This window comes from Arthrobacter sp. NPDC055585 (assembly GCF_053619115.1).
Genome location: NZ_JBSHIT010000001.1, coordinates 190,846 through 215,905, shown reverse-complemented (window position 1 = coordinate 215,905; position 25,060 = coordinate 190,846). Strand labels below are relative to the sequence as shown.

The following is a 25,060-nucleotide window of genomic DNA, read 5'->3' as shown; positions in this document are numbered from 1 at the left end:
GTGTAGGAGCGCCTTTTCGTGAGCATGCAGGATACGCAGGAAACCGGACCGAACGAAGGCGCCGCACCTGCCGCGGTTATCGTCCTCGCAGCCGGAGCAGGTACCAGGATGAAGTCCCGCACCCCCAAGATCCTCCATCCCGTGGGCGGCATCTCCATGGTGGGGCATGCCCTGAACGCCGCGGACGCCCTGCACCCGCGCACCCTCGCCGTCGTTGTGCGCCACGAGCGGGACCAGGTCGCCTCCCACATCGCCTCTCTGATGCCCGGCGCCATGATTGTTGACCAGGACGAGGTTCCCGGCACCGGACGTGCCGTCCAGGCCGCTGTTGCAGCCATCGACGCCCTGACCCCGCTGGATGGGACCGTTGTGGTGACCTACGGCGACGTGCCGCTGCTGGATGCGGGCACGCTGCGCGAACTGGTGGCCGTGCACAACGTGGACTCCAACGCCGTCACGGTTCTCACCGCCCGTGTTGCCGATCCCACCGGCTACGGCCGGGTACTGCGTGCCGAAGACGGAACCGTTACCGGAATCGTGGAGCAGAAAGATGCCACGGCCGAACAGCTGGCAGTGAACGAAATCAACTCCGGCATTTACGCCTTCGACGCCGCCGTGCTGCGTTCGGCCCTTGCCTCGGTCAGTACCGACAACGCCCAGGGCGAGATGTATCTGACCGACGTCCTGGCCATTGCCCGGGCAGCAGGCGGACGCGTCGCTGCAGTTGAAACCACTGACCAGTGGCAGGTTGAAGGCGCCAATGACCGCGTGCAGCTGGCAGCCCTGAATGCCGAGCACAACCGCCGGAACCTGACCCGCTGGATGCGTGCCGGCGTCACGGTCGTGGACCCGGCTACCACCTGGATCGACTCAACCGTCACCCTGGACGAAGACGTCACCATCCTGCCCGGCACCCAGCTGCACGGCACCACCACGGTGGCGCGCGACGCCGTCGTCGGCCCGGATACCACCCTCACCAACGTGGTGATCGGCGAAGGCGCAAAGGTGATCCGCACTCACGGATCCGACGCAGTGATTGGCGCGGGCGCCGACGTCGGACCCTTTGCCTACCTTCGCCCGGGCACACAGCTGGGTGAGCGCGGGAAGATCGGCACGTTCGTGGAGACCAAAAACGCGCAGATCGGCACCGGCTCCAAAGTTCCGCACCTTTCCTATGTGGGGGACGCCACCATCGGCGAGTACTCGAACATCGGTGCAGCCTCGGTTTTCGTCAACTACGACGGCGAAAACAAGCACCACACCACGGTCGGATCGCACGTACGGATGGGCAGCGACAACATGTATGTGGCGCCCGTCACCGTGGGGGACGGGGCGTACAGTGGAGCTGGAACGGTGATCCGCAAGGACGTTCCGGCGGGCTCGCTGGCCATCAACGTGGCACCGCAGCGCAACCTCGAGAACTGGGTGTCGGCTAACCGCCCCGGCTCCGCTGCAGCACAGGCTGCCGAGCGCGCCCAGACACAGACTTCCCTCTCCGGTACTGATATCCCCACGCGAGAAAGCGAACAGTCATGAGCAGCGTAATCACCGCACAAGGTGAAAAAAGGCTTGTCCTAGCATCAGGACGGGCACACCCTGAGCTGGCGGAGGAAGTGGCCAAGTGCCTCGACACGGAGCTGCTGCCGCTCGCTGCCTATGACTTCGCCAACGGCGAGATCTACGTGCGTCCGGGCGAGAGCGTGCGCGGCAAGGATGTTTTTGTCATCCAGGCCCACCCGGCACCGCTGAACAACTGGCTGATGGAACAGCTGATCATGATCGACGCACTCAAGCGTGCCTCGGCCCAGCGCATCACCGTTGTTTCCCCGTTCTACCCGTACGCCCGCCAGGACAAGAAGGGCCGCGGCCGCGAGCCGATCTCCGCCCGCCTGGTGGCAGACCTGTACAAGACCGCCGGTGCAGACCGCATCATGAGCGTTGACCTGCACACCTCGCAGATCCAGGGCTTCTTCGACGGCCCGGTGGACCACCTGATGGCCATCCCGCTGCTGGCCGATTACATCCGGACCCGCGTGGACGTCTCCAACGTCACCGTGGTTTCCCCGGACACCGGCCGCGTCCGCGTCGCCGAGCAGTGGGCCGAGCGCCTGGGCGGTGCCCCGCTGGCATTCGTGCACAAGAGCCGTGACCTGACCGTGCCCAACCAGGCTGTTTCCAAGCAGGTTGTGGGCCAGATCGAGGGCCGCACCTGCGTGCTGATCGATGACATGATCGACACCGGCGGAACGATCGCCGGTGCAGTGCGTGTGCTCAAGGAAGCTGGTGCGAAGGACGTCATCATCGCCGCCACCCACGCCGTGTTCTCAGATCCGGCAGCACGCACCCTGGCCGAGTCCGGTGCCCGCGAAGTAGTGGTCACCAACACCCTGCCGATCCCCGTCAACAAGCGCTTCGAGCAGCTCACCGTGCTCTCCATCGCCCCGCTGATCGCCCGCGCCATCCGCGAGGTCTTCGAAGACGGTTCAGTCACCAGCCTGTTCGACGGCAAGGCCTAATTAGCGGCAGTTCCTTTTCATCGAGAGGCCAGTTACGGCCGGTTTGAGCGCTCAAACCAGCCGCAACTGGCCTCTCGGCGGTTGGGGAGGAGCAGGGCGGAACGTCCGACGCCGGGTTGCTGGTAGGATTGTGTCCGATGCCTAGGCGAGGGAGGCCCCGGATTATCCCGGAGGCACTCCGTTATCGACGGTGGCTGGCAACTTCTCAACTGCACGCGCTCTGATCAGTTTCTGATGACCGGCGCAGACGATGCAGCTGGTTCGTTCCGATACCGGCGCCGAATAGGCAACTGAAATCCCGGAAGAACCATCACAGGAGTTTGCAATGTCTGAGCAGAAGCTCGCAGCCACCACCCGCACCGACTTCGGCAAGGGTGCAGCCCGCAAGGCCCGCGCCGCCGGCAAGATCCCCGCAGTCATCTACGGCCACGGCGCCGATGTCATGCACATCCTGCTGCCCGCCAAGGCAACCACGCTGGCTGTCCGCACCCCGAACGCCCTGCTGGAAATCGACGTCGACGGCGAAGGCCACCTGGCCCTGGCCAAGGACATCCAGCGCGACCCGATCAAGCAGATCATCGAGCACATCGACCTCCTGACCGTCCGCAAGGGCGAAAAGGTTGAGGTTGAGGTCAACGTCCACGTAGAAGGCGAACTGGCACCGGGCTCCTCGGTCTACAACCAGGAAGCCAACACGGTCCTCGTCTCCGCAGACGCCACCAACCTGCCGGAGACCATCACGGTCAGCATTGAAGGCCGCACGGCCGGCGAGCACATCTACGCCAAGGACCTGGAACTGCCGGCCGGCGTCGAACTGCTGCTCGATCCCGAGACCATGGTCATCAACATCTCCGAGTCCGCTGTACAGGATCTGGGTGCAGGCGAAGGCGAAGAAGAAGCAGCCGCACCGGCCGCTTCCGAAGAGGCGTAGTCCTTTTTGACCAGCAACACCTGGCTTGTAGCCGGGCTCGGGAATCCCGGGCCCGGCTACAGCCGTAACCGGCACAATGTAGGCCAGATGGTCCTGGACGAACTCGCCTCCCGCATGGGCGGCAGGTTCAAGTCGCACAAGTCCCGTGCACAGGTCCTGGAAGGCCGGATCGGCATCGGCGGACCCCGCGTCATCCTGGCGAAGCCGCTCACGTACATGAACCTCTCCGGCGGACCGGTCTCAGCGCTGGCGCGCTTCTACGGGATCGAACCGGAGAACGTCGTTGCCGTGCATGACGAAATCGACATTCCGTTCAACTCCGTCAAGCTCAAGCTCGGCGGCGGCGAAGGCGGGCATAACGGGCTTCGTGACATTAGCAAGGCTTTGGGCACCAAGGACTACCTGCGGGTGCGGGTAGGGGTGGGCCGGCCTCCGGGCCGGATGGACACCGCTGACTGGGTGCTGAAGGACTTCGGCACGGCGGAATCCAAGGAACTGCCTTTCCTGGTTTCCGACGGCGCGGATGCGGTTGAGCTGCTGCTTTCCGACGGTCTGCTTGCCGCGCAGCAGAAGTTCCACGGCGCGGCCTAGAACCGGACGCAGCAGCCGTTCCATACGAGTAACCGAGCGGCGATATTCAGGTATAAGACCCGTGCCGGAGTGCGCCCCAAAAGGCATTGTTTGGGTCATGGCGCAGGCCTAGACTGGCGGTAGCCTTCGGGCTCCTGAAGCGGGGCCGGCGTCGGGAGGCCTCCGAGACTGGGCCACCCCCATCCCGGCGCCGGTCCCTTATCAGCGTTTAGCTATCATCAGCTTTCAGCTACCCTCTTCAGCCGTCATCAGACTCCAGCCACCTCCGTCCCGTAGCCATCCTGCGTTCGCTGCGGGTTCCCTCTTCCACATCATCCCAACTGTGGGATTCAACAAGCGGCCTTCATCTTGGCCTCTGCGCACTCCATACCTTCCTATGGGCGGGAATGGACTGTACTCTTGCGCAGTGGACTGGTGAGGCACGTCGCCCAGCAGACCAGCTTTGGCTCGGGGGACACGCGAATCTGGGGGGACGAACTATGAGAGGGCCGGCGTCGCGCGGTTCTGGCAGACGGCTCCGCCTGCGTGCGGTTGGCCGGGCATGATGCTGCCCAGGCCGTCCACCGAACTTGTTGGCCGTGAGGTTGTGCTGGGCCGCCTTGCTTCGGCGTTGGCTGAAGGCCGCGGTGTCCTCATTGCCGGCCCGCCGGGAATCGGCAAGACTGCACTGGCAGCGGCGCTGGCAGAACGAACCCGGGGCTACTGGGTGCAGGCGCTTTACGGGACCGACGTGTCCCGGCGCAGCCCCTATGGTGCACTTGCCCCGCTGCTCAGTGAGCTCCCGTCCTCCGGCGGCATGAACCCGGTCAGCGTCCTGCAGGAAGTGCGCAGGCTGCTGCGGTCCAAGGCGGGCACCGCTCCGCTGCTGCTGCTGGTGGATGACGCCGATAAACTCGATGAGCTCTCCATCCAGGTGGTGTCCCAGCTGGTACGCGCAGAAGATGCCACTGTTGTAGCCACTGTCACCGACCTGCTGGAGGCAGACGAAGAGGTCCTCTCGCTCTGGTCCGACGGGCATCTGCAGCGCATCGACGTCGAACCGCTCTCAAGCGGAGAAACACGCACGCTCATGGAACGGCTGCTCCGGGGCCCGGTCTCTGAACGGGCGGTCCGGGAAATGTGGGCGGAAACCCGGGGCAATCCGCACTTCACCATTCTTATGACTGAGGAACAGGTTCAGCTGCGCCGGCTGGTGCTCTCGGACCAGACGTGGGTACGGGCGCGGCCCTATGTGTACACCGGCGCTGTGGCAGAGGTTGTTTCGACCAGACTCTCCAGGCTTCCTGAGGACCAGCGGAGGGTAGTGGAAATCCTGTCGCTGGTCAGCCCGCTTCCGCTGCCTGTGATGCTCGGTCTTACCCCCGCGGAAACGCTGGATGCCCTGGAAGAAAACGGCACAGTTGTGCTCGAACGCGGCCCGTCCTCGACCGGCGTGCTGCTAGGTGACCCAACTCTGGGCGCTGTGGTCGCCGCGAATGTGCCGCTGGGCCGCAGCCACCAGCTGTGGAGAGAATTCTCCGAACTGCTCTCGGATCCGGTCGAGCTGGAGCCGGCTGCGGAAGCTGGATACGTGTCCTGGACACTCTCGTGTGAGGCGGATCCGGGAGCGAAGGCAGTCCTGCGGGCCGCCCGCTTCGTCAACGACTCCGGGAACCCCTCCCAGGCCCTCGAATTTGTGCGGTCCGTGGAACGCTCCGACAGGGACCAGGACCTGGTCCGGGAGGAAATCCGGGCACTTATGGTGCTGGGTGAACTTCAGGCGGCCCAGGCTCTGCTTCTTGAAAGCGAGCCGGGATTCGACCGCACCCGGCGGGAGAGCTGGGCGGCCCTCATGATTCAGAAAGCAGCCCTGCGGCGCAGCCTCCCCAAATCCGGGTCTCCGCAGGATGTCCTGGAAACCCTGCGGGCTTCACGCTCAGACGGAGTACCGGCAGAGAGCACCGAGACGGCTGCAGCAATCGACGTCGCGGAGGCAGAGCTGCAGCTGGCCGAAGGCAACTACGCGGCAGCGGTTATGCCCCTGCGCGCGCTTGCTGTCCGGAGCGGTATCTCCGCCAGGATGCGCGCGCTGGCTGTTTCCGCAGCTGCTGAAGCGCTGGCAGTCTCCGGGCAGGCAGCTGAAGCCCTGGAGCTGCTGGAAAGCAACCAGGAACTTTTGCGCAGGCCGCTTCCGGCACCTGACCAGAGCACAATCGTGACCCGTCTCTTCTACGCGCTCTATGCCGCCGGAGATCTGGCCCGGGCCCTGCGGTTTGTCCGCGCCGATGCCGACGGCGCGCAGGAGTCGTACCGCGGTACCGCCGGCGAGCTGGCCTGCGGGCTCCTTCATGCCGCCGCCGGTGAAGCCGATTCTGCGGTGGACTCGCTGGCTCCTGCGGTCAGCCAGCTGCGCTTCCGTGACCGGGACGACCTGCTGCCACTTGCCACGGCCGTGTTGTCCTACGCTTACCTGCTTGCCGGAAACCATGCCCGGGCATCGGAATACCGGGCCCTGGCACCCAGGTACAGGCACCGCCCGTCCTGGCACGCGGAGCGGGTCGCTGCCTTTTACCGAACGCTCTCCCAGCAAGGGCACAATCCCCAGACCACGGCACGGAGCCTTACCCGCATGGCGGAAGAGGCTGAGGCCCGGGGCAATATTTCCTTCGCGCTGGCCAGTTTGGAGGCTGCCGCCTCCCTCGGTGACCTTCCGGCGGCGGCGGAGCTCGCCAGGCTCGCGCCGACTGCAACAGGACGCTGGGCCGACACCCTGGCGGCCTATGGCCGGGGACTGCTTGACGGGGATCCGGGCCTGCTGCTGGCGGCCGCCGAAGGCGCCGCGGAACTCGGCCATCAGCTCCTCGCCCACCGGGCTGCAGGACTGGTACGGGCCGATGCACCTGCGGCCGGCAGCCGCATTGCCCGCCGTGCCGCCGTCGTAGAGAACGCGGCGTACCGTAAGCTCCTGCGGGAACACAGTATTCAAAGCATGCTGGAGACACTCAGCGACTTCGATGGGCGGCTGGTGCAGATGGCTGCCGGATCCTGGTCCAGGACGCAGATCGCGCAGGATCTGCACCTGTCACCACGCACGGTGGACTGGCACCTGAACAAGCTGTTCCGGAAGCTGCACGTCTCAGGACGGTCTGAGCTGCGGGATGTCCTGCGTTCGGCAGGTTGAGGTTTGGGGGAGATATGCAGGGATTTGCTTCACAGGCACTTGTGGGACGGGATTCGGAGGTCGAAGCTGTCCTGGCCGATCTCCGCTCCGCGGAGCTGTGCGGGGCGCTGGTCGTGGCGGAAGCGGGCATGGGCAAGAGTGCGCTCGCAAATGTTGTGGCAGCCAGGCTCGGTCAGGAGATGCCCGTGCACCGGATCCATGCCAGTTCGGCGCTGACCGGTATACCCTTCGGTGCCCTGGCCCCCCTGCTGCCCGTGCTTTCGGCGGATGAAACCGATTCGCCGCTTGCCGTGATGCGCGCGCTGCTGGGCAGGCTGAGGCCGGGCTCCGGACGGGACACCGGCCCCGCGCCGCTGCTGGTGCTCGATGACGCCCACGCGCTGGATGAGTCCAGCGCTGACCTTCTCTCGCAGCTGACTGCCTCCGGCAGGGTCCGGATGCTAATCCTGACCCGGAGCATCACCGACATCCCCGCCGGCATCCCGGCGCAGGTATGGAGCGGCGTCATTGCGCGGCACCACCTGCTGCCGCTGACTGACATCCAGGTCCACGAACTCTGTTCACAGGTGCTTGGCGGGCCGGTGCTCAGCACCACCAGTGCCGAGCTTGCCCGCCGAAGCGGAGGGAACCCGATGTTCGTGCTGGCATTGATCGCCGAGACCCGGCGCACCGGTGCCCTCGCCGAACGGCACGGAGTCTGGCTGATGGGTGCCAACGCGGATCCGCCGCAGGGGCGGCTGGGCGATCTGCTGAAAGCACAGCTTTCCGGGCTGTCCGCGGAGGAACGCGAGGCCATGGAGATCATTGCCCTCGCCGAGCCCGTGCCGGTGGCCGTTGCTTTCCGGCTGGGCCTGCACCGCTCAGTGGATGCGCTGACGGCTGCGCACCTGGTCAGTGTTGAGGACGAGGGCAGCCGTCTGCTCCGTCCCCGCCATCCCCTGTACGGGCAGCTGGTGCGGCACATGGTTCCGGCCGCACGCAGCGCCCGCCTGCGCCAGCGCGTACTGGAAATCATGCCAGATGACACCGATTCGATGGACGGCCTGCTGCGCAGCGTTGGCTGGTCGCTGGACTGCGGGGCGAGGGTCCCGGATGAGCAGCTGCTCCGCGCTGCGTACATGGCCAACAATTTCTTCGACAGCGATTTCGCCCTCCGTGCCGCACGGGAAATCCAGGATCCGGCCCTGCTGCCGGCTGCCAGGGTCCAAAAAGCCCGCGCCCACTACCAGCGGGCCAACTTCGAGGCTGCACAGGAACTCGTCAACGGCACCGTTGAAGCTGCAACGGACCTCACTACTGCGAAAATGGGGACCCTGCTGCGTGTCCAGCTAAACCAGCGGCTGGCGAATGCCCTTGGGGGGTTGGAAGAGGCCCGGGCCGCCTGGGAGGCGGCAATCGGGCGGATCGAGGCAGCCGCGGTTGAGGCGGGAACGCTGGACGCCGAACTGCGGGCAGACATCGAGTCGTCCTGGCGCGGCGCCGCGCTGCTGGGAACGCTGATCGAGGTTTCCGAAGGGAACTTCCGGAGCACGGCCGTGGCAGTGGAAACGCTGCTCGCGGAAGCCAGGGCAGCAGGGGACAGCGAAGCGATCCTGGTCTCCCTGACTCTCATGGGCGAGATCCATGCCTGCAGCGGACGGGCGGAAACAGCTGTGAACTTCACCCGGGAGGCCCTGGGAATCGTCACCCACAGCGACCACCGTTTCCTCACGTACTACCAGTTCGTGCTGCACCGCCACCTTTCGGCGCTCCTCTGGGCCGGCTACTGGGACGAAGTCCTCGGCTCCGTCCACCAGGACTTCGCAATGTACTCCCGCAGCGCTCTCCAGGTTGGCGGAACGGTTGACCTGTGCCTGGCGGTCCTGGAACTGCGCCGCGGCAATCACACAGCAGCAATGCCCAAGCTGACGGCGGCTATAGAGGGGATGCGCACCCATGACCCGGACGGCAGCCTGGCCCTGGCCCTGTCCATTGCCGCCCAGCTGGCCTCCGCCGGGGGAGACACCGTCCGGGCCGATGAACTTCTTGGGGACTGGGACCGGCTGGAACCGCGCGGAACGGCCAGTACGCGGGTCATTGCCAGGGGAAACCGGCTGGCCGCCGAATACGCCAGGACCGGCGACCCCAAAGCCCTGACCGCCCTGCGAGATGCCGCCGAGCAGGCCGAGGAGCACGGACTGGTAGCGGCCGAATTCGAGCTGCGCTGCCTGAGCATGGCCGCCGGCGACCCGACCACCATGAACCGGCTGCTGAAACTCTCGGAGGATGTCCAGGGACCACGTGCCAGGGCAGTGAATGTCTTTGCGAGGGCTGTGCTGGACCAGGATGTTTCCGGACTTCTGCGGTTCGCTGTTGAACCGGCAGACCCCGACGCCGTCGCCCTGGGGCCGCTGGCGCTCCAGGAAGCGCTCCGGCTGGCGAAAGCCGGAGGAGACCGGTCCCAGATTCAGCGCGTCCAGCGCGCCATTGGCAAGTCCTCGGAAAACACCGGCCCGGGCAGGAGCGCCATGCCGGCGCCCTCACTCACCCGGCGGGAGAAGGACGTCGCAGCACTGGTGGCCAAGGGCTACCGCAATGCCGAGATAGCCGGACGGCTCTTCCTGTCCGTACGCACCGTTGAGGGTCACATTTACCGGATTTTCGAGAAGCTGGGGATCAGCAAACGCGAGGAACTGACAGCGGACCTGGTGGGAGAGTAAAGGGCAGGATTGATTACCCGCCGCTTCCGGGATGCAGGCGGGTAAGGCCGAGTAACGACCCGTAGCCGGTACTCATCCGGGCGGCAGCTGCTGCTTCGTAGGGTGGCGCGCAGTATCAGAGCTCAGCCGCCCGGCTGCGGACAGAACGCAGGTCTCCAAAGTGCACCCTTCCCCAAACCCTGGAACGGCTTTGCCCGAAACGCCGCTTTCCGTGGCAGTTATCGGAGCCGGCTACTGGGGCCCCAACCTCGCGCGCAACTTCAATGCGGGATCCGACTGGCAGCTGGCAGCTATATGCGACCTGGACACGGACCGGGCAGCCCGTCTGGCCCGGAACGTGGGCGGGGTACCGGTCACCGGTTCCGTCCAGGAGCTGCTGCAGGACCCGAACCTCGACGCCGTTGCCATCGCCACGCCGGCCCGAACCCACCACGGGCTGGCAACAGCTGCGCTCGCCGCCGGCAAGCACGTCCTGGTGGAAAAGCCGCTGGCCGATTCGCTCGCCCGCGGAGAGCAGATGGTGGCGCAGGCCCAGGCCGCGGGGCTGGTGCTGATGGCAGATCACACGTACTGCTACACGCCGGCCGTGCTGAAGATCCGTGACCTGGTGGCGCAGGGGGAACTCGGTGAAATCCTGTTCATCGATTCCGTGCGGATCAACCTGGGCCTCATCCAGCCCGACGTCGACGTGTTCTGGGACCTGGCACCCCACGACCTGGCCATCCTCGATTTTGTCCTGCCGGGAGGGCTGCGGCCGGTCCGGGTATCGGCACACGGTTCCGATCCGCTGGGTGCGGGGACGTCCTGCGTGGGCCACCTGGTCCTGGAACTGGACTCCGGGGCCATGGCACACATCCACGTGAACTGGCTCAGCCCCACCAAGATCCGCCAGCTGGTGATCGGCGGCAGCCGGCGCACCCTCGTCTGGGACGACCTCAACCCCCAGCAGCGGCTGAGCGTCTACGATCGCGGCGTGAACCTCTCCCGTACTGCCGGGGCAACCGGTGAAGAGGAACGCTCCCAGTCCAACATTTCCTACCGGCTTGGGGACACCTGGTCTCCCGCCCTCCCCGAACACGAGGCACTCTCGGCGATGGTCACAGAGTTCGCAGCTGCCATCCGCAGCAGGCGCCCGGCCCTGACCAGCGGCGCGGCCGGTGTCCGGGTCCTTTCCGTCCTTGAAGCCGCCACCCACAGCCAGGTGAGCGGATCCCCTGTCCCGCTCCGTCCCACTCTCGAACTGGAATCCGCCTCATGACACACACCCATCAGCTCCGCGGAGCCTGCGTTCTGGTTACCGGCGGCGCCGGGACCATCGGCTCGGCAATCGTTGACCAGCTCCTTGATGCCGGGGCGGGGGAGGTGCGTGTGCTGGACAACCTCGTCCGCGGACGCCGTGCCAACCTCGCCGATGCTCTGTCCGACCAGCGGGTCCGCCTCTACGAAGCCGACATCCGGGACCGGGACGCAGTGAATGACCTGACCCGGGGCACCGACTGTGTCTTTCACCAGGCCGCCATCCGCATCACCCAGTGCGCCGAAGATCCCCGCCTGGCTCTGGAAGTCCTGGCGGACGGAACATTCAACGTCCTGGAGGCGGCGGCCGCGCATTCAGTGGCGCGCGTCGTCGCTGCCTCCAGCGCCTCGGTCTACGGCCTCGCGGAAGTATTTCCGACGCCGGAGAACCACCACCTGCACAGCAACGACACCTTCTACGGCGCTGCGAAAGCCTTCAACGAGGGGATGCTCCGCAGTTTCCACGCCATGTACGGCCTTGCCTACACAGGGTTGCGCTATTTCAACGTCTATGGACCCCGGATGGATGTACACGGCGTGTACACGGAAGTGCTGGTCCGCTGGATGGAACGCATCGCGGACGGACGCCCGCCGCTGATTTTCGGCGACGGAGCCCAGACCATGGACTTCATTTACACAACCGATATTGCCCGGGCGAACCTCCTGGCGGCCGTGCAGGACGCCCCGGCCGGGATCTACAACGTAGCCAGCGGTACGGAAACCAGCCTGCTGGAGCTGGCGCAGGCGCTGCTTTCGGTCATGAACTCGGATCTCGACGTCGAGTTCGGCCCGGAACGCGCTGTCAACGGCGTTACCCGCCGGCTGGCAGATACCTCCGCAGCGCAGGCAGACCTGGGATTCAAAGCTGAAGTTCCGCTGGCCAAAGGCCTTGCCGAACTGGTCCAGTGGTGGCTCCCGCTGCGTTCGGAGATCGCAGCCGGACGGGGGAGCGCCGACGCATGAGCCGCATCAACGTGATGAAGCCCTGGCTGGGCGCTGAGGAGGCCGCCGCAGTCAGCGAGGTCATTTCCTCCGGCTGGATCGCCCAGGGACCCCGTACAGCGCAGTTCGAAGCAGCCTTCGCCGCGCGGATGGAAGCCGGACACGCGGTGGCCGCTTCCAGCTGCACCACGGCGCTGCACCTCGCGCTGATCGCCGCAGGCGTTGGCCCGGGAGACGACGTCGTGGTTCCCTCCTTCTCCTTTATCGCCACGGCCAACGCACCAACCTATGTGGGTGCCCGGCCGGTGTTCGCAGATGTTGATCCTGACACCGGGAACCTGACCGCGCAGACCGTGCAGGCGGCCCTCACACCGGCGACCCGCGCCGTGATCGCCGTGGACCAGGGCGGCGTGCCGGTGGACCTCGCACCGCTGCGGGCACTTTGTGATCCCCTGGGCATCACCGTCCTGGAAGACGCAGCCTGCGCCGCCGGCTCGCGGTACGCCGGGCGGCCCGCAGGCGCAGGAGCGGAGATCGCTGCCTGGTCTTTCCACCCCCGGAAGATCCTCACCACAGGTGAAGGGGGCATGCTGACGACGGCGCGACCGGAGTGGGCTGCCCGTGCCCGGACCCTGCGTGAGCACGCGATGAGCGTTTCCGCAGCGGAACGCAGCGCCAGCATCCTCGCCCCGGCGGAGGCGTACACCGAGGTTGGCTACAACTACCGGATGACGGATCTCCAGGCTGCCGTCGGCCTCGTCCAGCTGGAACGGCTCGACGCCGTGGTGCGCCGGCGGAGGGAACTCGCGGCGGGTTATGCAAAGGCGTTCGCGGAGATTGAGTTCCTGCGTGCGGTCGTGGATCCGCCGTGGGGCGAATCCAACTTCCAGTCCTACTGGATCGAGGTCCTGCCAGGGTTTGGCACGGACCGCAACGGGGTGCTTGAGGCGCTCGCCGGACAGGAGATCTCAGCCCGCCGCGGAATTATGGCTGCCCATCTGGAACCGGCGTACCGGGACAGGGACACCGGGGACGTGTCGCTGGAAGTAACTGAACGGCTCAGCGCCAACACGCTCATTCTGCCGCTGTTCCATGAAATGACTGAGTCGGAACAGGCCAGGGTCATTGAGGCTGTGGCCGGCAGCGGCAGGAAACCATGAGCATGCCGACGCTGCTGCTGCTTGGTGCCGGCGGGCTGGCGCGGGAGGTGCTTGCCGCCATTCGCAGGACCCAGACGTACCGGATCTTCGGTTTCCTCGATGATGATCCCGCCCTGCACGGGGCGATGCTGGACGGGGTTCCCGTGCTCGGCGGACTCAGCGACGCGGGGAACTACCCCCGCTGCAGTTTTCTGGCATGCGCGGGTTCCGGAACAGCGCGTGCGGGTATGGTCCGCCGCCTGGCCGGCGCGGGGGTGGGAGAGGACCGGTTTGCCGTGTTCGTCGACCCCGCAGTGCAGATGACCGAAGGGTGCACCGTGGGGACCGGCAGCATCGTGCTTGCCGGGACCGTCATGACCGCTGCCGTCACGGTGGGGCGGCACGTTGCCGTGATGCCCAACTGTACCCTGACGCACGACGACGTGCTGGAGGATTACGCCACGCTCACCTCGGGCGTGTGTCTGGGAGGCGGAGTCCGCGTCGGATCCGGGGCGTACCTGGGCATGGCGGCCACCGTCCGGCAGGGCGTGCGGATTGGCGCGGGCACCGTGGTGGGAATGGGGTCTGCTGTCCTGCAGGACCTTCCCGGCGGGCAAACCTGGGCCGGAGTGCCCGCCCGGGAACTGAAGCGGACGGCCGCGCCGGCACCGGCAGCGGTTACCGGCCCTACTGACTGGAAGGACCCCCGATGAAGACACCGCCCACCGTACGAGTCCCGCTCGTGGATCTGGCCGCGCAGCATGCCGAAGTCGATGAGGAGATCCAGGCCGGACTCAAGGAAGTGTTCGCTGCGACGGCGTTCATTGGCGGCAGGCACGTTGCAGGCTTCGAGGAAGCGTATGGCCAGTGGCTGGGCAGCGCTCACTGCATCGGCGTGGCCAACGGCACCGATGCCCTGGAGCTGGCCCTGCGGGCCTGCGGTGTGGAGCCGGGGACGGAAGTGATCCTGCCGGCCAATACGTTCATCGCCACCGCAGAGGCGGTCTCCCGCGCCGGCGCCCTGCCGGTGCTCGCCGACGTCGATCCTGAGCATCTGCTGATCGACCCGGCCTGCGCGGCCCAGGCAGCCGGGCCCAAAACACGGGCGCTGATGCCCGTGCACCTGTTCGGACAGACCGCTCCGGTGGAGGCCCTGGCCGGCACCGCCAGGCGCTTTGGCGCGGCGATCGTGGAAGACGCCGCGCAGTCCCAGGGGGCGGAACGGTTTGGCAGGAAGGCCGGTACCCTGGGCGACGCCGCGGGAACCAGCTTCTATCCGGGCAAGAACCTTGGTGCTGCCGGGGACGCCGGCGCTGTGCTGACCGGCAGCGAATCCGTGGCCGAACGCGTCAGGCTGCTCGCGGACCACGGCAGCCGGGTCAAGTACCGGCATGAGGTGGCGGGCATGAACTCGCGGCTGGACGCCGTGCAGGCCGTGGTGCTGAGCGCCAAACTCAAACGGCTCGCAGCATGGAACCAGCGGCGCCGAGACGCCGCATCCGCCTACCAGGAACTGCTCGCCGGGATCCCCGGGCTGGAGCTGCCCTTCAGTGCGGACGGCAACACGGACGTGTGGCACATCTACGCCGTACGGGTCCCGGCCGAAGAACGGGAGAGGATCCTGCAGGCGCTCACGGACGCGGGCATCGGTGCCGGAATCCACTATCCGGTGCCGGTGCACCTGACCGGTGCCTATGCTCATCTGGGTTACGGACCCGGAGACTTCCCGGTGAGCGAGGACGCCGCGTTGCGCCTGCTCTCGCTGCCACTGCATCCGCACCTGAGCCGGCCGCAGCAGGAATACGTCGCCGAAACCCTCGCGGAGGCGCTGCGGTGACAGCACCGTCAGAGTCCACCGGACTTGCGGGGATCGGTGCGAGGGCCGCCCGGGGAGCGCTCTGGAGCGGCGCAAACGCCCTGATGATGAAGCTCGCAGGAATTGCGGTCATGGTGATCGTGGTTCGGCTGGTGACACCGCACGAGTTCGGAGTCTTTGCCGCTGCGCTGGTGGTACATGCGGTTGTCTCAAGCTTCGGTGAACTGGGGCTTTCCTCCTGCGTTGCCCGGCGGGACCTGGATCCAGACCGGGTGGCCTCAACCGTGGCCGTGCTCGCCATTCTAAGTTCCTTCACCCTGGCCGCCGGCATGGCTTTGGCCGCGGATCCGCTCGCCGGGCTGCTTGGCGCGCCGGAGGCCGCCGGACCCATCCGGGTGCTGGCCATCGCCGTCGTCCTGGGCGGTGTCTTCACCGTTCCCGGCGCGCTGCTGGTCCGCGAGTTCCGGCAGGGCAAGGTCTTCCTCGCCTCCGCCGTGGCCTTTCTCCCGGCGAACCTGGTGCTGGTGCTGATGGCAGTGAACGGCGACGGCGCCATGGCCTTCGCCTGGTCCCGGGTGGTCAGCCAGCTCATCAGCGGTGTGGTCATGGCACTGAGCGTGGACCGGACCTACTGGCCGCGGCTGCGCAGGGCAGAAGTGGGGCCGGTGCTGCGCTTTGGCCTGCCGCTGGCGGGCGCAAACCTGCTGGGCTACAGCCTGCTCAACGCCGACTACGCGATCATCGGCGCTTTCCTGGGGCCGGTGGAACTGGGCATCTACACCCTGGCTTTTACCGTGGCGTCCTGGTCCACCTCGGTCATGAGCTCCACCATCAATTCCGTGGCCATGCCAGCGTTCTCCGCCTTGGGCGCAGGATCTTCAGAGCTGCGCAGCTTCCTGGCCCGGACATCCCGCCTGGTAGCGCTGATCGCTTTCCCCGTCACTGCCCTGACAGTGGCGCTGGCCGGGGAGCTGGTGGCAGTGCTCTACGGCGGAACCTGGGCTCCGGCCGCCCCCGTCCTGCGCATTCTCGCGCTGTACGGAGGTGTCTTTGCCCTCTCGCTGCTGTTCTCCAACCTGCTGGTAGGCCAGGGACGTGCCGGAGCCGTCTTCGGTGTGCAGGCAGCCTGGCTGGTGCTGCTGGTCCCTGCGGTCGGCCTCAGTCTTGGCCCGTTCGGCCTGCCCGGAGCCGCTTGGGTTCACGTCGGCGTGATCACGGCAGTCATCATGCCGCTGTACCTGCGCGCTGTCCGCGCCACCGTTCCGGCTCCGGGCCGGCTCCTGGCCCGGGCGTCAGCGGCCCCCGCGCTGGCCGCCGCCGGCGCGGCCGTGCTGGCACTGGCAGCCGCATCCCTTGCCGGCGGGGACATTGGGCGGCTGCTGCTGGGAGGGTTTACCGGCTGCGCAGCCTATCTGGTTTTCAGTGCACCGATGCTCCGCCGGGTCCTGCCTTCGCAGGTCCAGGGCAGGGCCGGGAACCTGCTGGCCGCCTATGACCGGTTTGAACGCCCGCTGCTGGCACGGCTGCGGCCCACCAAGGAGAGCACCGTATGATCCCCGATAGCCAGAGGAAACCACGGCTGCTGTTCTTCCGCTGGGCCAAACCCGGCCTGCCCGGTTTCCTCAACCGGCACCTGGATGAACATGTGCAGACGCTGCAGCACTTCTTTGAGGTCCGGGTGATTGACCGGGACTGTGACTACGCCGCCGAATGTGATGCCTTCGAACCGGATCTCTGTGTCTTCGAATCGGGTGTCTATGCCAGGGAGCGCAGCATCCGGAACACCTCCAGCCACCCGCAGATCCCCAAGCTCGGATTCCTGCACTCTGACCCCTACGATCTGGCGCGCGCAGTCTTCCTCTCCGACATGGACCGATGGGGGGTGGAGGAGTTTTTCACAACCTCGGTGGCCATGGCTGAATACACCCCGGAAATCGCTGACCGGCTCTTCGTCTGGCCCAATTCCGTGGACCCGGCCGTTTTCCACCCGTACCCGGTGGAGAAGAACATCCCGGTCCTGTTCACCGGAAGCCAGGAACGGCACTATCCCTGGCGCAACGCCGTCGGCCGGGTGCTTTCGCGCAGCTTCGCGACCATGACCATGCCGCACTACGGGTGGGGCAAAGCCGGCAGCCGCACCGTCTTCGGGGAGGAATACGCCCGCCTGCTCAGTGCCAGCATTTTTGTGCCTGCCTGCGGAAGCATGTCGCGGGACCTGGTGCGCAAACACCTTGAAATCCCGGCAGCCGGAGCCTGCCTGATCGCGGAGGACACCCCCGCGCTCGCCGCGTTCGGATTCAGGGACCTGGAGAACTGCGTACTGGGCGAAGCGGAAGAGATCGCCGAGAAACTCGACATCCTGCTGGCCGATCCCGGCCGGCTGGAGGGCATCACCGCCGCCGGCACAAAGCTTGTGCATGAAGCCCACATCCAGTCCTGCCGCAGCCAGGTGCTTCAATGGCTGCAGCTGACGTCCGTGCGGGGCCCGGGGGAGCGCATAGCGCAGGCAGGTCCTGCCGGCAGCCTTTTCCTGGCTCCAGTGCAAACGCGGCCGGTCACTTTTACTGCGGGCGGGCGAGACCGGGATTTCCTGGCGGCAGGCTGGCAGCTGCTCCAGGACCACGACACGGTCCGTGCCCGGCGGGAATTCCTCAAGTGCCTGAACTACTACTTCATTCCCGAGGCTGTGATCGGCACGGCCTGGACTGACCTGGCAGCCGGGAACGCCGGAGCCGCCCGGGACTGGACAACGCAGGCACTGGTGGACACCTTTACTGACCGCTCAGCACCGGACCCGGACCCGGTACTCTGGGCTGCCCATGTGCGCACCCTGCTGTGTTCCGGGGAACGCGAACAGGCAGTCGCGGCCGCGGCGCGGTTCGGGCAGCTGCGCCATCCGGAGCTTGACCGGATACGGCAGTGCCTGGGAGTTCCCGGCGAGGGGACCGGACCCATCCGCGCCTCCGTCTGTCCGGTCCCGGCCCGGACAGCCGAGCGCTGGGAGGCTGAGCTGCAGCAGCACCTGAGCGCCTGCGGCCAGCCGTCCCACGGCCTGCAGTTCACTGCAGCCGTACATGGGGCAGCGCCGGCCGGATCTGTGCCGGTGGCCGGTGCCGCGACGGCGCAGGCACCGGCGGGGAACATCGTGCGCCGGGTCAGGCAGCGGATGCTGCGCCGCCTGCGCTGGCGGCTTCGTACCGGCGCGGTGCGGCAGCTGCGGATCGGACTCTCCCCGCTGAAGCAGCGGCTGCTCACCGACGAATTCTCCCGCCTCCTCACGGACGTCCTGCGCCGGGAGGGACTTGAATCGGCGGTCCTGTTTGGCCAGCCGGCCGGCAGCCGGCTTGAACGGTCCCTGTCCCGCGGACTGGCACTCAACCCGTCGCTTCCTCCGCTTACCCTCCTGCCTCCAGATAAACCGCAGGCAGTGCCGAAGAGCCTGGAGCCGTCCCGGACCGCGGCCTTTGTGGCGGACGCCTCCGCCGCTGAAGACGCTCTGGAATTCATTTCCCGCTGTGCCCTGGTCATCCTCCCTGACACAGCCTCAGCCGCGGGATACCGGCTGCTTTCCGGATTGTCTGCGGGCAGCCGGCTGGTGCTGCTGGCCCATGACCCGCTTCGCGGCACGGCCCTGCTGGGCGCCAGCGGGCGGGCATCAGGACACCGCGGGACCGGACGCCGGCCGGTTTCCCGCGCAGAAGGGAGCCTGCCGTGAGCAGCAAGGGCACACTGGTGTGGATCGCGGGCACCCGCTGGGATGATCTCGAGGGCACGGAGAAACGCCTGGCGAAGGCGCTGGCAGAATACCGGGAAGTCCTCTGGGCCGACCCCCCGGCACCGGTTTTTGGCGGTACCGCACGGGGGATCCGTGCGGTGGCTGAAGAGGTGGCGCCGCAGCTGACCCGGCTGATCGTCCCGGTTCCGCCCGGCGCCTGGCGGCCGGTGCTCGGCGCTGTGGCCGGAGGGTTGCAGCGGCTGGCCATCCGCAGGGCTGCCGGAACGTCAAAGGCTCCCGGCGCCGTCGTCGTGGCGGCTCCGCTGGCGCGCTTCCCGCGGCTGGACACAGGCATAAAAGTGTTCTTCGTGACCGACGACTGGCTCGCCGGAGCCCCGCTGATGGGACTCCCCGCGGAGCGGATCCGGCGCTGCATGAGCCAAAACCTGGCTGAGGCGGACCTGGTTGCAGCCGTCACCGAAGACCTCGCTGACCGGCTGCGCCTGCTGCGGCCCGGCATTCCAGTGCTCCTCCTGCCCAACGGCTGTGTCCCGCTGCCTGATTCCTCTGCCTCGCCGGAGCACGGGAGGGAGAAACGGGGTGCGGTACTGCTGGGGCAGCTGAACGAAAGGCTGGACTTTGACATTCTTGATGCTGTTGCCGGTGCCGGGATCCCGCTGGCGCTTATCGGACCGCGAACGGAACGGGACCCGGCAGCCCGGGCCCGGCTGGATGCCCTGCTGACACACACAAACGTGAGCTGGGAGGGGACAATACCGCCCGAGCACGTGCCCGGCCGGCTGGGCGGCGCTGGCGCCGGCATCACGCCGTATGCCAATACGGAATTCAACCGGTCAAGTTTTCCGCTGAAGACCCTGGACTATCTCTCCGCTGGATTGCCAGTAGTCTCCACCGACCTGCCCGCCGCCAGGTGGCTTGGTACAGGCCACGTAACCCGTGAGGACTCCCCGGCCGCGTTCACCGCCGCGCTGCAGCGGGTCCTGGCGGAGGCCCCGGACCCACACAGGGCCGAGGAACGGCGCCGGCTCGCCAGACAGCATTCGTGGGACGCCCGTGCGCGCACCCTGCTGGACGCCGTCGACGCCGCCGCGCCGGTCTGGACGGGAGATCACTTCCTGATTACCCGGTTCAACCTGCCCACCCCCGGTCCGGAGTCCCTGATACGGGCACGCGAGGGCTGGCTGCGCGAACGGTCCAGCCTGTTCGAGCGTTACTGCCTGCCTTCCGTGGCAGCCCAGTCCAACACCCGGTTTAAGTGGCTGATCTACTTTGATCCGGAAAGCCCGGCCTGGCTGCGCGAACGCATCCGCGAGTGGTCTGCGGACGGACTCTTCACTCCCGTGTACCGGACTTCCGTGGAGCGGCCGGAGCTCCTCTCAGACCTGCGCAGCCTGGTTCCGGACCCCGCGGCCGAGTTGATGACTACCAACTTGGACAACGACGACGGCGTTGCCACGGACTTTGTGGAACGGCTGCAGCACGCGGCCGCACAAACCCGCAGCCGCACCGCCCTCTATCTTCCCCGCGGCCTGATCCTTGCCGGTACCGGGCTCTTCGCCCGCCGGGACCGCACCAACGCGTTCTGCAGTGTGGCCGAGCCCTGGCCAGACGCCGTAACCTGCTGGGCGGACTGGCACACCCTGCTGGGCCGAAGCATGCCGGTACGCGAGGTGCCGGGACCACCGGGCTGGCTGCAGGTGGTCCACGGCGGAAACGTGAGCAACCGGGTCCGGGGAGTGCGGGTTTCCCCTGCTGCCCACCGGCAGCGTTTCCCCGGCCTGCTGACCGGTGCGCGCCCGCCGGGAGCCGCAGAACGGGTCCGGGAGCTTGTGCTGGACACGCCCCGCCGGGCTCTGGGTTCAGGGGTACGGGCAGCCGCAAAGGCCGTACTGCTTCGTGCAGCGGGCAAGGAGGGGCTGGACCGGGTCAAGGAACGCATCGCTTCCCTTCGGGGCGCAGCAGCAGGGGAGAAGCCATGACCACACCGCAGACCTTCAAGGTAATCCTGCGCCGCTGGTATCTGGTCCTTTCCGGAATTGTGTTTACCGCCGTCCTCTGCTGGGGAGCCAGCCAGATTGTGCCTCCGTCCTATGACGCCCAGGGCAGCATGGTGCTGATGCCGCCGCCGGCGGCCGTCGGCGACGAGGGCAACCCCTATCTTCAGCTCGGCGGAATGAGCGAAGCGCTGGATGTCCTGGTGCGGCAGGCTAACGCCCCCGCCGTCCGGGACCGGGTGCTGGAGGCCTACCCCTCGGCGACGTACACCATTGAACCTGACCGCAGCACCAGCGGCTCGATCGTGGTTGTCCAGGCAACGGCTGAAACCGAAGAAGAGTCACTGACTGTCCTGGACCAGGCGATGGAAACCCTTCCAGCCGTGCTGACCCGCATGCAGGATGAGCTGGCCGTGATTCCGGTGCAGCGGATCGACATCATGCCCGTGGTGGTGGACGCGGAAGCCACACTGAACTCCAAACAGACTCTTCAGATGCTGGCAGTGGCCGTAGTTGTGGGCCTGTCCGGAACCCTGATGTTCACTGCCCTGGCTGACGGACTGCTGCTGGCCCGGGCTGAGCGGCAGGAGACATCCGGTGAGCATTCCCGGGGCAGCGCCGGAGGGGGGAAGGGGCCGGATCCGGATCTGGTTCCGGACGCAAAGACGGACAGGCGGCTTCCGGCCCGGGCCGGAAGCCGGAGAGCGGGCGGAACCGCATCCGCGAAGCAGGAGCCGGGCAGCCGCTCAGTGGGCAGCCGGTCAGCGGGCAGGAAACCCGGGGCAGAGAAGCACGGCTCACCGGATTCACTCGGGGAAGACGCCAGGACGCGGTGACTCCCGTCCAGCTCCTGGGCGTGCTGCGCCGCCGCTGGTACGTGTGGCTGGCGGGCCTCTGCTGCACGGGAATCGCGTTTGGGTTCCTGAGCCAGTCCGCACCGGTTTATGCGGCGCAGTCGGACCTGGTTTTCCAGGAGCCCGGTGTTCCAGGACAGAGCCGCACCCTTACCGGCACCGAACCGCAGACGCTGATCGACTTCGCTGCCGTCGTCGAGCGCAAGTACCTGGCCGGAACCAAGACAGCCAAACTCGCCTCGCCCACGGCGTCCCTGTTCGGCACCGGGATCCGTGAAGGCACCTCGGTCGGGATGCTGGACACCGGCGGTCAGTGGCTCTCTTCCTTCAGCCGCCCGGTGCTTTCAGTGCAGGCCGCCGCGCCGACACCTGAGAAGGTTTCCGCGGAAATTGCCCGGGTTCACGCAGAGGTGCAGGCAGTCAGTGATGCCCTGCAGCTTGAAGCCGGTGCTCAGCCGGAAGCACTGATCACCGTGGAACGCGCGCCGGAGGACCTGATCATCACCTCCTTCGGCAAAACGCGGATGGGTGAAGCCAAGGCGCTGCTGGTCCTGCTGGTGACCGGGTTGGGCCTTTCCTGCGCTGCCGCGGCTGCGGCGGATGCGCTGGCCGTACGTCGGACCAGGTCCCGCGGAAAGCACCGGGGTACCGGGCCGAAGCCGGTGCGCGAGCCTGCCGGGAGCATCCCGTGAGTGCCCCGGGCACCGGAAACACCCCGCCTGCGCTCCGGCCTGCAGCTGCTCCGGCTGCGGGGGACGTCGTCTCCTTCCTCACTGTCTACCTGATCCTCACACTGGCAGTGCCGTCCTACCTGACCATCACTGCACTTGGATCCATGGGCCGTCCGTCCACGCTGTGGGCCCTGCTGGGATTGTTCTGGTGGTTCTTTGAGCGGCTGCGGCGGACCACCGCCCTGAAAACGGGTTCCAAAGCCGTGCGCTGGATCCTGCTGCTGTTCCTGGCCGCAGTGCTCCTCAGCTACGCGGTTTCGAACCTCCAGGGCATACCGCCGAGTGAGTCGTCCCCCGCAGACAGCGGCATGCTGCGGGTCGCCGGCTGGACCGGCATCGCCTTGCTCGCGAATGACGGGATTTCCTCGCCCGGGCGCTGGCTGATGCTGATCCGGCGGCTGGTCCTGATCAGCGGTCTGGCGGGCCTGCTCGGACTGGCACAGTTCCTCGCCGGGCAGACCCTGCTGGAATGGGTTTCGCTGCCGGGGTTCAGCGCTGAAGGAGGCCACGAGGTCTCCAGCCGCGGGGACTTCATCCGCCCTTCGGGAACGGCCACGCAGCCACTGGAATACGCCGTCGTACTTTCCATGGCCCTGCCGCTGGCGCTGACGCTGGCACTCTCAGACAAGAACCGCAGCATCGCCGCCCGCTGGTGGCCGGCGCTGGGACTGACACTTGCCTGCATCATGTCCGGGTCCCGCTCGGCGTTTATCGGCGCTGCTGTTGGTGTGCTGGTGCTGATTCCCACCTGGCCGTCCGCGGTACGGATCAGGGTGCTCGGAGCGCTGGGCGTGCTGCTGGGGCTGGTGTACGTGAGCGTGCCCGGAATCGCGGGAACGGTCCGCGGGATGTTCCAGACCCTGGGCAACGATTCAAGCTCGCTGTCCCGCACCGAAAGCTATGTTGTCGCCGCCGAAATAGCCGCCCGGAATCTGTTCTTCGGGCGCGGGTTCGGAACATTCCTGCCTAATTACCGCATCTTCGACAACGGCTACCTGACAGCACTGGTGGAGGTTGGTCTGGTTGGACTGCTACTGCTCATCCTGCTCCTTCTCAGCGGAATATGGGCAGCCCTGTCTGCCGGCTTCACCCGTGCCCCGGCCGGAAGCCTCACCCGGGCGCTGGGAGCCGGACTGGCCGCAGCCATCCTGGCCGGAGCAGTCCTGCTGTCCTTCTTCGACGGACTGAACTTCTCCATCTCGGCAGCCCTGCTGTTCCTGTCGGTGGGACTGGCGGGCGCTTACCGGGGGCTGGCCGGGATACCGCCCGGTTTCCCTGAGCTGGGAAACCCCCGGCAAGTCCACCCGCAGGCGTCTGACGGAAGGCGCCGCTGATGGGCTCCGGCAGCCGGGGCGGACGAGGGCTCCTCGTCCGGGTTGCGGCTGCTGCCGCCACTGCGGCAGTGCTGGCCGGGTGCACGGGGGATGCCCAGCCCGCACCCGCTGTGCCCTCCGGGCCAGAGCTGTCCCTGCCCCGCATTCCGTGGGAAGGAGGCCCTGAGTACTGGTCATCCTTCCCCAACGCCGATGCGGCGGGGTGGACGGACCCCGCGTTCTTCCCCGTTGTCGCCTGGCACAACGGCATCAGCACCGACGAAGAGGTGCAATATGACAAATCCCTGGGGATTAACACCTACATCGGCATGTCCGACGGCACCCCGTTCAGCCTGTTCGAAGACAACGGCGTCTTCTGGATTGGCGACCGGCTCAACGACTCCTTCAAGCCGGAGAGCCCCCATTGGGTCGGTACTTTCCTGGACGACGAAGTGGACGGGCGTTTCAGCCCCGCGGACGGCCTGCGCCAGCTCCAGGGCCGGGCGGGGCAGGCACCTCCCGGTGTTTTCAAAATGGCGAACTTCACCCAGATGATCATCAGCAGCGACCTGCCTGCAGCGGATGCGGAGGCGTTGGTGAACGGCCCCACCGACGTCGTGTCGATGGACATGTACTGGTACACGGTTCCGCACTGCTCGCTGGAACCGTACCGCAGCCCCTACCTGGTGGAGATCTCCCGGCAGGCGTGCCGAACCGCGTCCAGTTACGGCAGAGCGGTCGAAGCCCTGCGGATGCGGGACGCAGCGGACGGTGAACTGCAGCAGGTCTGGCATTTTGTGGAGAACCTGAACGGCGGGCCGGCTGAGGGAACGTACTCGGGGTACATCCAGCCCGGGCAGGTCCAGGGTGCGGTGATGAGCGCCGTGATCAACGAGGCCCGGGGCATCCTCTACTTCAACCAAAGCTTCTCCGGGGACTGCGTAAGCTCCAACGTCTTCCGCGCATCCCAGATGGACCCCGCTTTCTGCGGCCGTGCCCAGGTGGAAGCGGCCGGGGAGGTGAACCGGCGGATCCATGAACTGGCGCCGGTCATCAACACCCAGTCCTATGAGTACTCTTTCGGCCCGGGGCTGGACACCATGCTCAAAGTTCAGGACGGGCAGGCCTATGTGTTCGCCATGCCGGAGGGCGGCACCGAGCCGGGCCGGCGGAGCTTCGTCCTGCCGGAGGGAATTACAGCAGGGGACGTGGAGGTGCTTTTCGAAGACCGTGTCCTGCCCGTTGACAGGAACGGAGTTTTCGAGGACAGCTTCGAGAACGAGTATTCCTTCCACATTTACCGGGTCCCGCTGAACGGGTAGCCGCAACAGAATCCACGGAT

At 66.8% G+C, this 25,060-nt stretch carries 18 protein-coding genes; all 18 read left to right on the top strand.

What is annotated here, in order from left to right:
* Window positions 1–24: 24 nt before the first annotated feature.
* Window positions 25–1,536, top strand: coding sequence for a bifunctional UDP-N-acetylglucosamine diphosphorylase/glucosamine-1-phosphate N-acetyltransferase GlmU (gene glmU / locus ACWGQ2_RS00865; protein WP_452014458.1), 1,512 nt, complete (start codon window positions 25–27; stop codon window positions 1,534–1,536).
* On the top strand, window positions 1,533–2,516 hold the full coding sequence (locus ACWGQ2_RS00860; protein WP_452013342.1) for a ribose-phosphate diphosphokinase: 984 nt from the start codon (window positions 1,533–1,535) through the stop codon (window positions 2,514–2,516). Before glmU ends, ACWGQ2_RS00860 begins: the two co-directional genes overlap by 4 nt.
* 325 nt (window positions 2,517–2,841) lie before the next feature.
* Window positions 2,842–3,447, top strand: coding sequence for a 50S ribosomal protein L25/general stress protein Ctc (locus tag ACWGQ2_RS00855; RefSeq protein ID WP_452013339.1), 606 nt, complete (start codon window positions 2,842–2,844; stop codon window positions 3,445–3,447).
* 6 nt (window positions 3,448–3,453) lie between these two features.
* Complete coding sequence (gene pth, locus ACWGQ2_RS00850) at window positions 3,454–4,038, top strand: aminoacyl-tRNA hydrolase (protein ID WP_452013337.1); 585 nt, start codon at window positions 3,454–3,456, stop codon at window positions 4,036–4,038.
* Window positions 4,039–4,579: 541 nt separating this feature from the next.
* Window positions 4,580–7,198 carry an AAA family ATPase gene (locus ACWGQ2_RS00845; protein ID WP_452013335.1) on the top strand — a complete coding sequence of 873 codons (2,619 nt, stop codon included), beginning with the start codon at window positions 4,580–4,582 and terminating at the stop codon, window positions 7,196–7,198.
* A gap of 14 nt (window positions 7,199–7,212) precedes the next feature.
* On the top strand, window positions 7,213–9,897 hold the full coding sequence (locus ACWGQ2_RS00840) for a LuxR C-terminal-related transcriptional regulator (RefSeq protein ID WP_452013333.1): 2,685 nt from the start codon (window positions 7,213–7,215) through the stop codon (window positions 9,895–9,897).
* 190 nt (window positions 9,898–10,087) lie between these two features.
* Entirely contained in the window at window positions 10,088–11,155 is a 1,068-nt protein-coding gene (locus ACWGQ2_RS00835; RefSeq protein ID WP_452013330.1) for a Gfo/Idh/MocA family protein, read from the top strand.
* A complete protein-coding gene (locus tag ACWGQ2_RS00830; RefSeq protein ID WP_452013328.1) occupies window positions 11,152–12,156 on the top strand; it encodes an NAD-dependent epimerase/dehydratase family protein in 1,005 nt (334 codons plus the stop codon). Before ACWGQ2_RS00835 ends, ACWGQ2_RS00830 begins: the two co-directional genes overlap by 4 nt.
* On the top strand, window positions 12,153–13,295 hold the full coding sequence (locus ACWGQ2_RS00825; protein ID WP_452013326.1) for a DegT/DnrJ/EryC1/StrS family aminotransferase: 1,143 nt from the start codon (window positions 12,153–12,155) through the stop codon (window positions 13,293–13,295). The genes ACWGQ2_RS00830 and ACWGQ2_RS00825 overlap by 4 nt, the downstream gene beginning before the upstream one ends.
* A complete protein-coding gene (locus ACWGQ2_RS00820; RefSeq protein WP_452013324.1) occupies window positions 13,292–13,987 on the top strand; it encodes a NeuD/PglB/VioB family sugar acetyltransferase in 696 nt (231 codons plus the stop codon). The genes ACWGQ2_RS00825 and ACWGQ2_RS00820 overlap by 4 nt, the downstream gene beginning before the upstream one ends.
* Complete coding sequence (locus ACWGQ2_RS00815) at window positions 13,984–15,111, top strand: DegT/DnrJ/EryC1/StrS family aminotransferase (protein WP_452013322.1); 1,128 nt, start codon at window positions 13,984–13,986, stop codon at window positions 15,109–15,111. The genes ACWGQ2_RS00820 and ACWGQ2_RS00815 overlap by 4 nt, the downstream gene beginning before the upstream one ends.
* A complete protein-coding gene (locus ACWGQ2_RS00810; RefSeq protein ID WP_452013320.1) occupies window positions 15,108–16,643 on the top strand; it encodes an oligosaccharide flippase family protein in 1,536 nt (511 codons plus the stop codon). Before ACWGQ2_RS00815 ends, ACWGQ2_RS00810 begins: the two co-directional genes overlap by 4 nt.
* Window positions 16,640–18,805 carry a glycosyltransferase family protein gene (locus tag ACWGQ2_RS00805; protein WP_452013318.1) on the top strand — a complete coding sequence of 722 codons (2,166 nt, stop codon included), beginning with the start codon at window positions 16,640–16,642 and terminating at the stop codon, window positions 18,803–18,805. Before ACWGQ2_RS00810 ends, ACWGQ2_RS00805 begins: the two co-directional genes overlap by 4 nt.
* Window positions 18,802–20,805: a glycosyltransferase gene (locus ACWGQ2_RS00800; protein ID WP_452013315.1), complete on the top strand. Its 2,004-nt coding sequence runs from the start codon at window positions 18,802–18,804 to the stop codon at window positions 20,803–20,805. Before ACWGQ2_RS00805 ends, ACWGQ2_RS00800 begins: the two co-directional genes overlap by 4 nt.
* Complete coding sequence (locus ACWGQ2_RS00795) at window positions 20,802–21,656, top strand: hypothetical protein (protein ID WP_452013312.1); 855 nt, start codon at window positions 20,802–20,804, stop codon at window positions 21,654–21,656. Before ACWGQ2_RS00800 ends, ACWGQ2_RS00795 begins: the two co-directional genes overlap by 4 nt.
* A complete protein-coding gene (locus tag ACWGQ2_RS00790) occupies window positions 21,653–22,366 on the top strand; it encodes a hypothetical protein (RefSeq protein ID WP_452013310.1) in 714 nt (237 codons plus the stop codon). Before ACWGQ2_RS00795 ends, ACWGQ2_RS00790 begins: the two co-directional genes overlap by 4 nt.
* On the top strand, window positions 22,363–23,739 hold the full coding sequence (locus ACWGQ2_RS00785) for an O-antigen ligase family protein (protein WP_452013308.1): 1,377 nt from the start codon (window positions 22,363–22,365) through the stop codon (window positions 23,737–23,739). The genes ACWGQ2_RS00790 and ACWGQ2_RS00785 overlap by 4 nt, the downstream gene beginning before the upstream one ends.
* Window positions 23,739–25,040: a hypothetical protein gene (locus ACWGQ2_RS00780; RefSeq protein WP_452013306.1), complete on the top strand. Its 1,302-nt coding sequence runs from the start codon at window positions 23,739–23,741 to the stop codon at window positions 25,038–25,040. The genes ACWGQ2_RS00785 and ACWGQ2_RS00780 overlap by 1 nt, the downstream gene beginning before the upstream one ends.
* Window positions 25,041–25,060: the final 20 nt, after the last annotated feature.

Bases quoted from the DNA above. Each gene is read 5' to 3' on its own strand.
- ACWGQ2_RS00815 (WP_452013322.1), top strand. From the start codon at position 13,984: ATGAAGACACCGCCCACCGTACGAGTCCCGCTCGTGGATCTGGCCGCG.
- ACWGQ2_RS00845 (WP_452013335.1), top strand. From the start codon at position 4,580: ATGATGCTGCCCAGGCCGTCCACCGAACTTGTTGGCCGTGAGGTTGTG.
- ACWGQ2_RS00780 (WP_452013306.1), top strand. From the start codon at position 23,739: ATGGGCTCCGGCAGCCGGGGCGGACGAGGGCTCCTCGTCCGGGTTGCG.
- ACWGQ2_RS00825 (WP_452013326.1), top strand. From the start codon at position 12,153: ATGAGCCGCATCAACGTGATGAAGCCCTGGCTGGGCGCTGAGGAGGCC.
- ACWGQ2_RS00830 (WP_452013328.1), top strand. From the start codon at position 11,152: ATGACACACACCCATCAGCTCCGCGGAGCCTGCGTTCTGGTTACCGGC.
- glmU (WP_452014458.1), top strand. From the start codon at position 25: ATGCAGGATACGCAGGAAACCGGACCGAACGAAGGCGCCGCACCTGCC.
- ACWGQ2_RS00820 (WP_452013324.1), top strand. From the start codon at position 13,292: ATGAGCATGCCGACGCTGCTGCTGCTTGGTGCCGGCGGGCTGGCGCGG.
- ACWGQ2_RS00840 (WP_452013333.1), top strand. From the start codon at position 7,213: ATGCAGGGATTTGCTTCACAGGCACTTGTGGGACGGGATTCGGAGGTC.
- ACWGQ2_RS00795 (WP_452013312.1), top strand. From the start codon at position 20,802: ATGACCACACCGCAGACCTTCAAGGTAATCCTGCGCCGCTGGTATCTG.
- ACWGQ2_RS00805 (WP_452013318.1), top strand. From the start codon at position 16,640: ATGATCCCCGATAGCCAGAGGAAACCACGGCTGCTGTTCTTCCGCTGG.
- ACWGQ2_RS00860 (WP_452013342.1), top strand. From the start codon at position 1,533: ATGAGCAGCGTAATCACCGCACAAGGTGAAAAAAGGCTTGTCCTAGCA.
- ACWGQ2_RS00855 (WP_452013339.1), top strand. From the start codon at position 2,842: ATGTCTGAGCAGAAGCTCGCAGCCACCACCCGCACCGACTTCGGCAAG.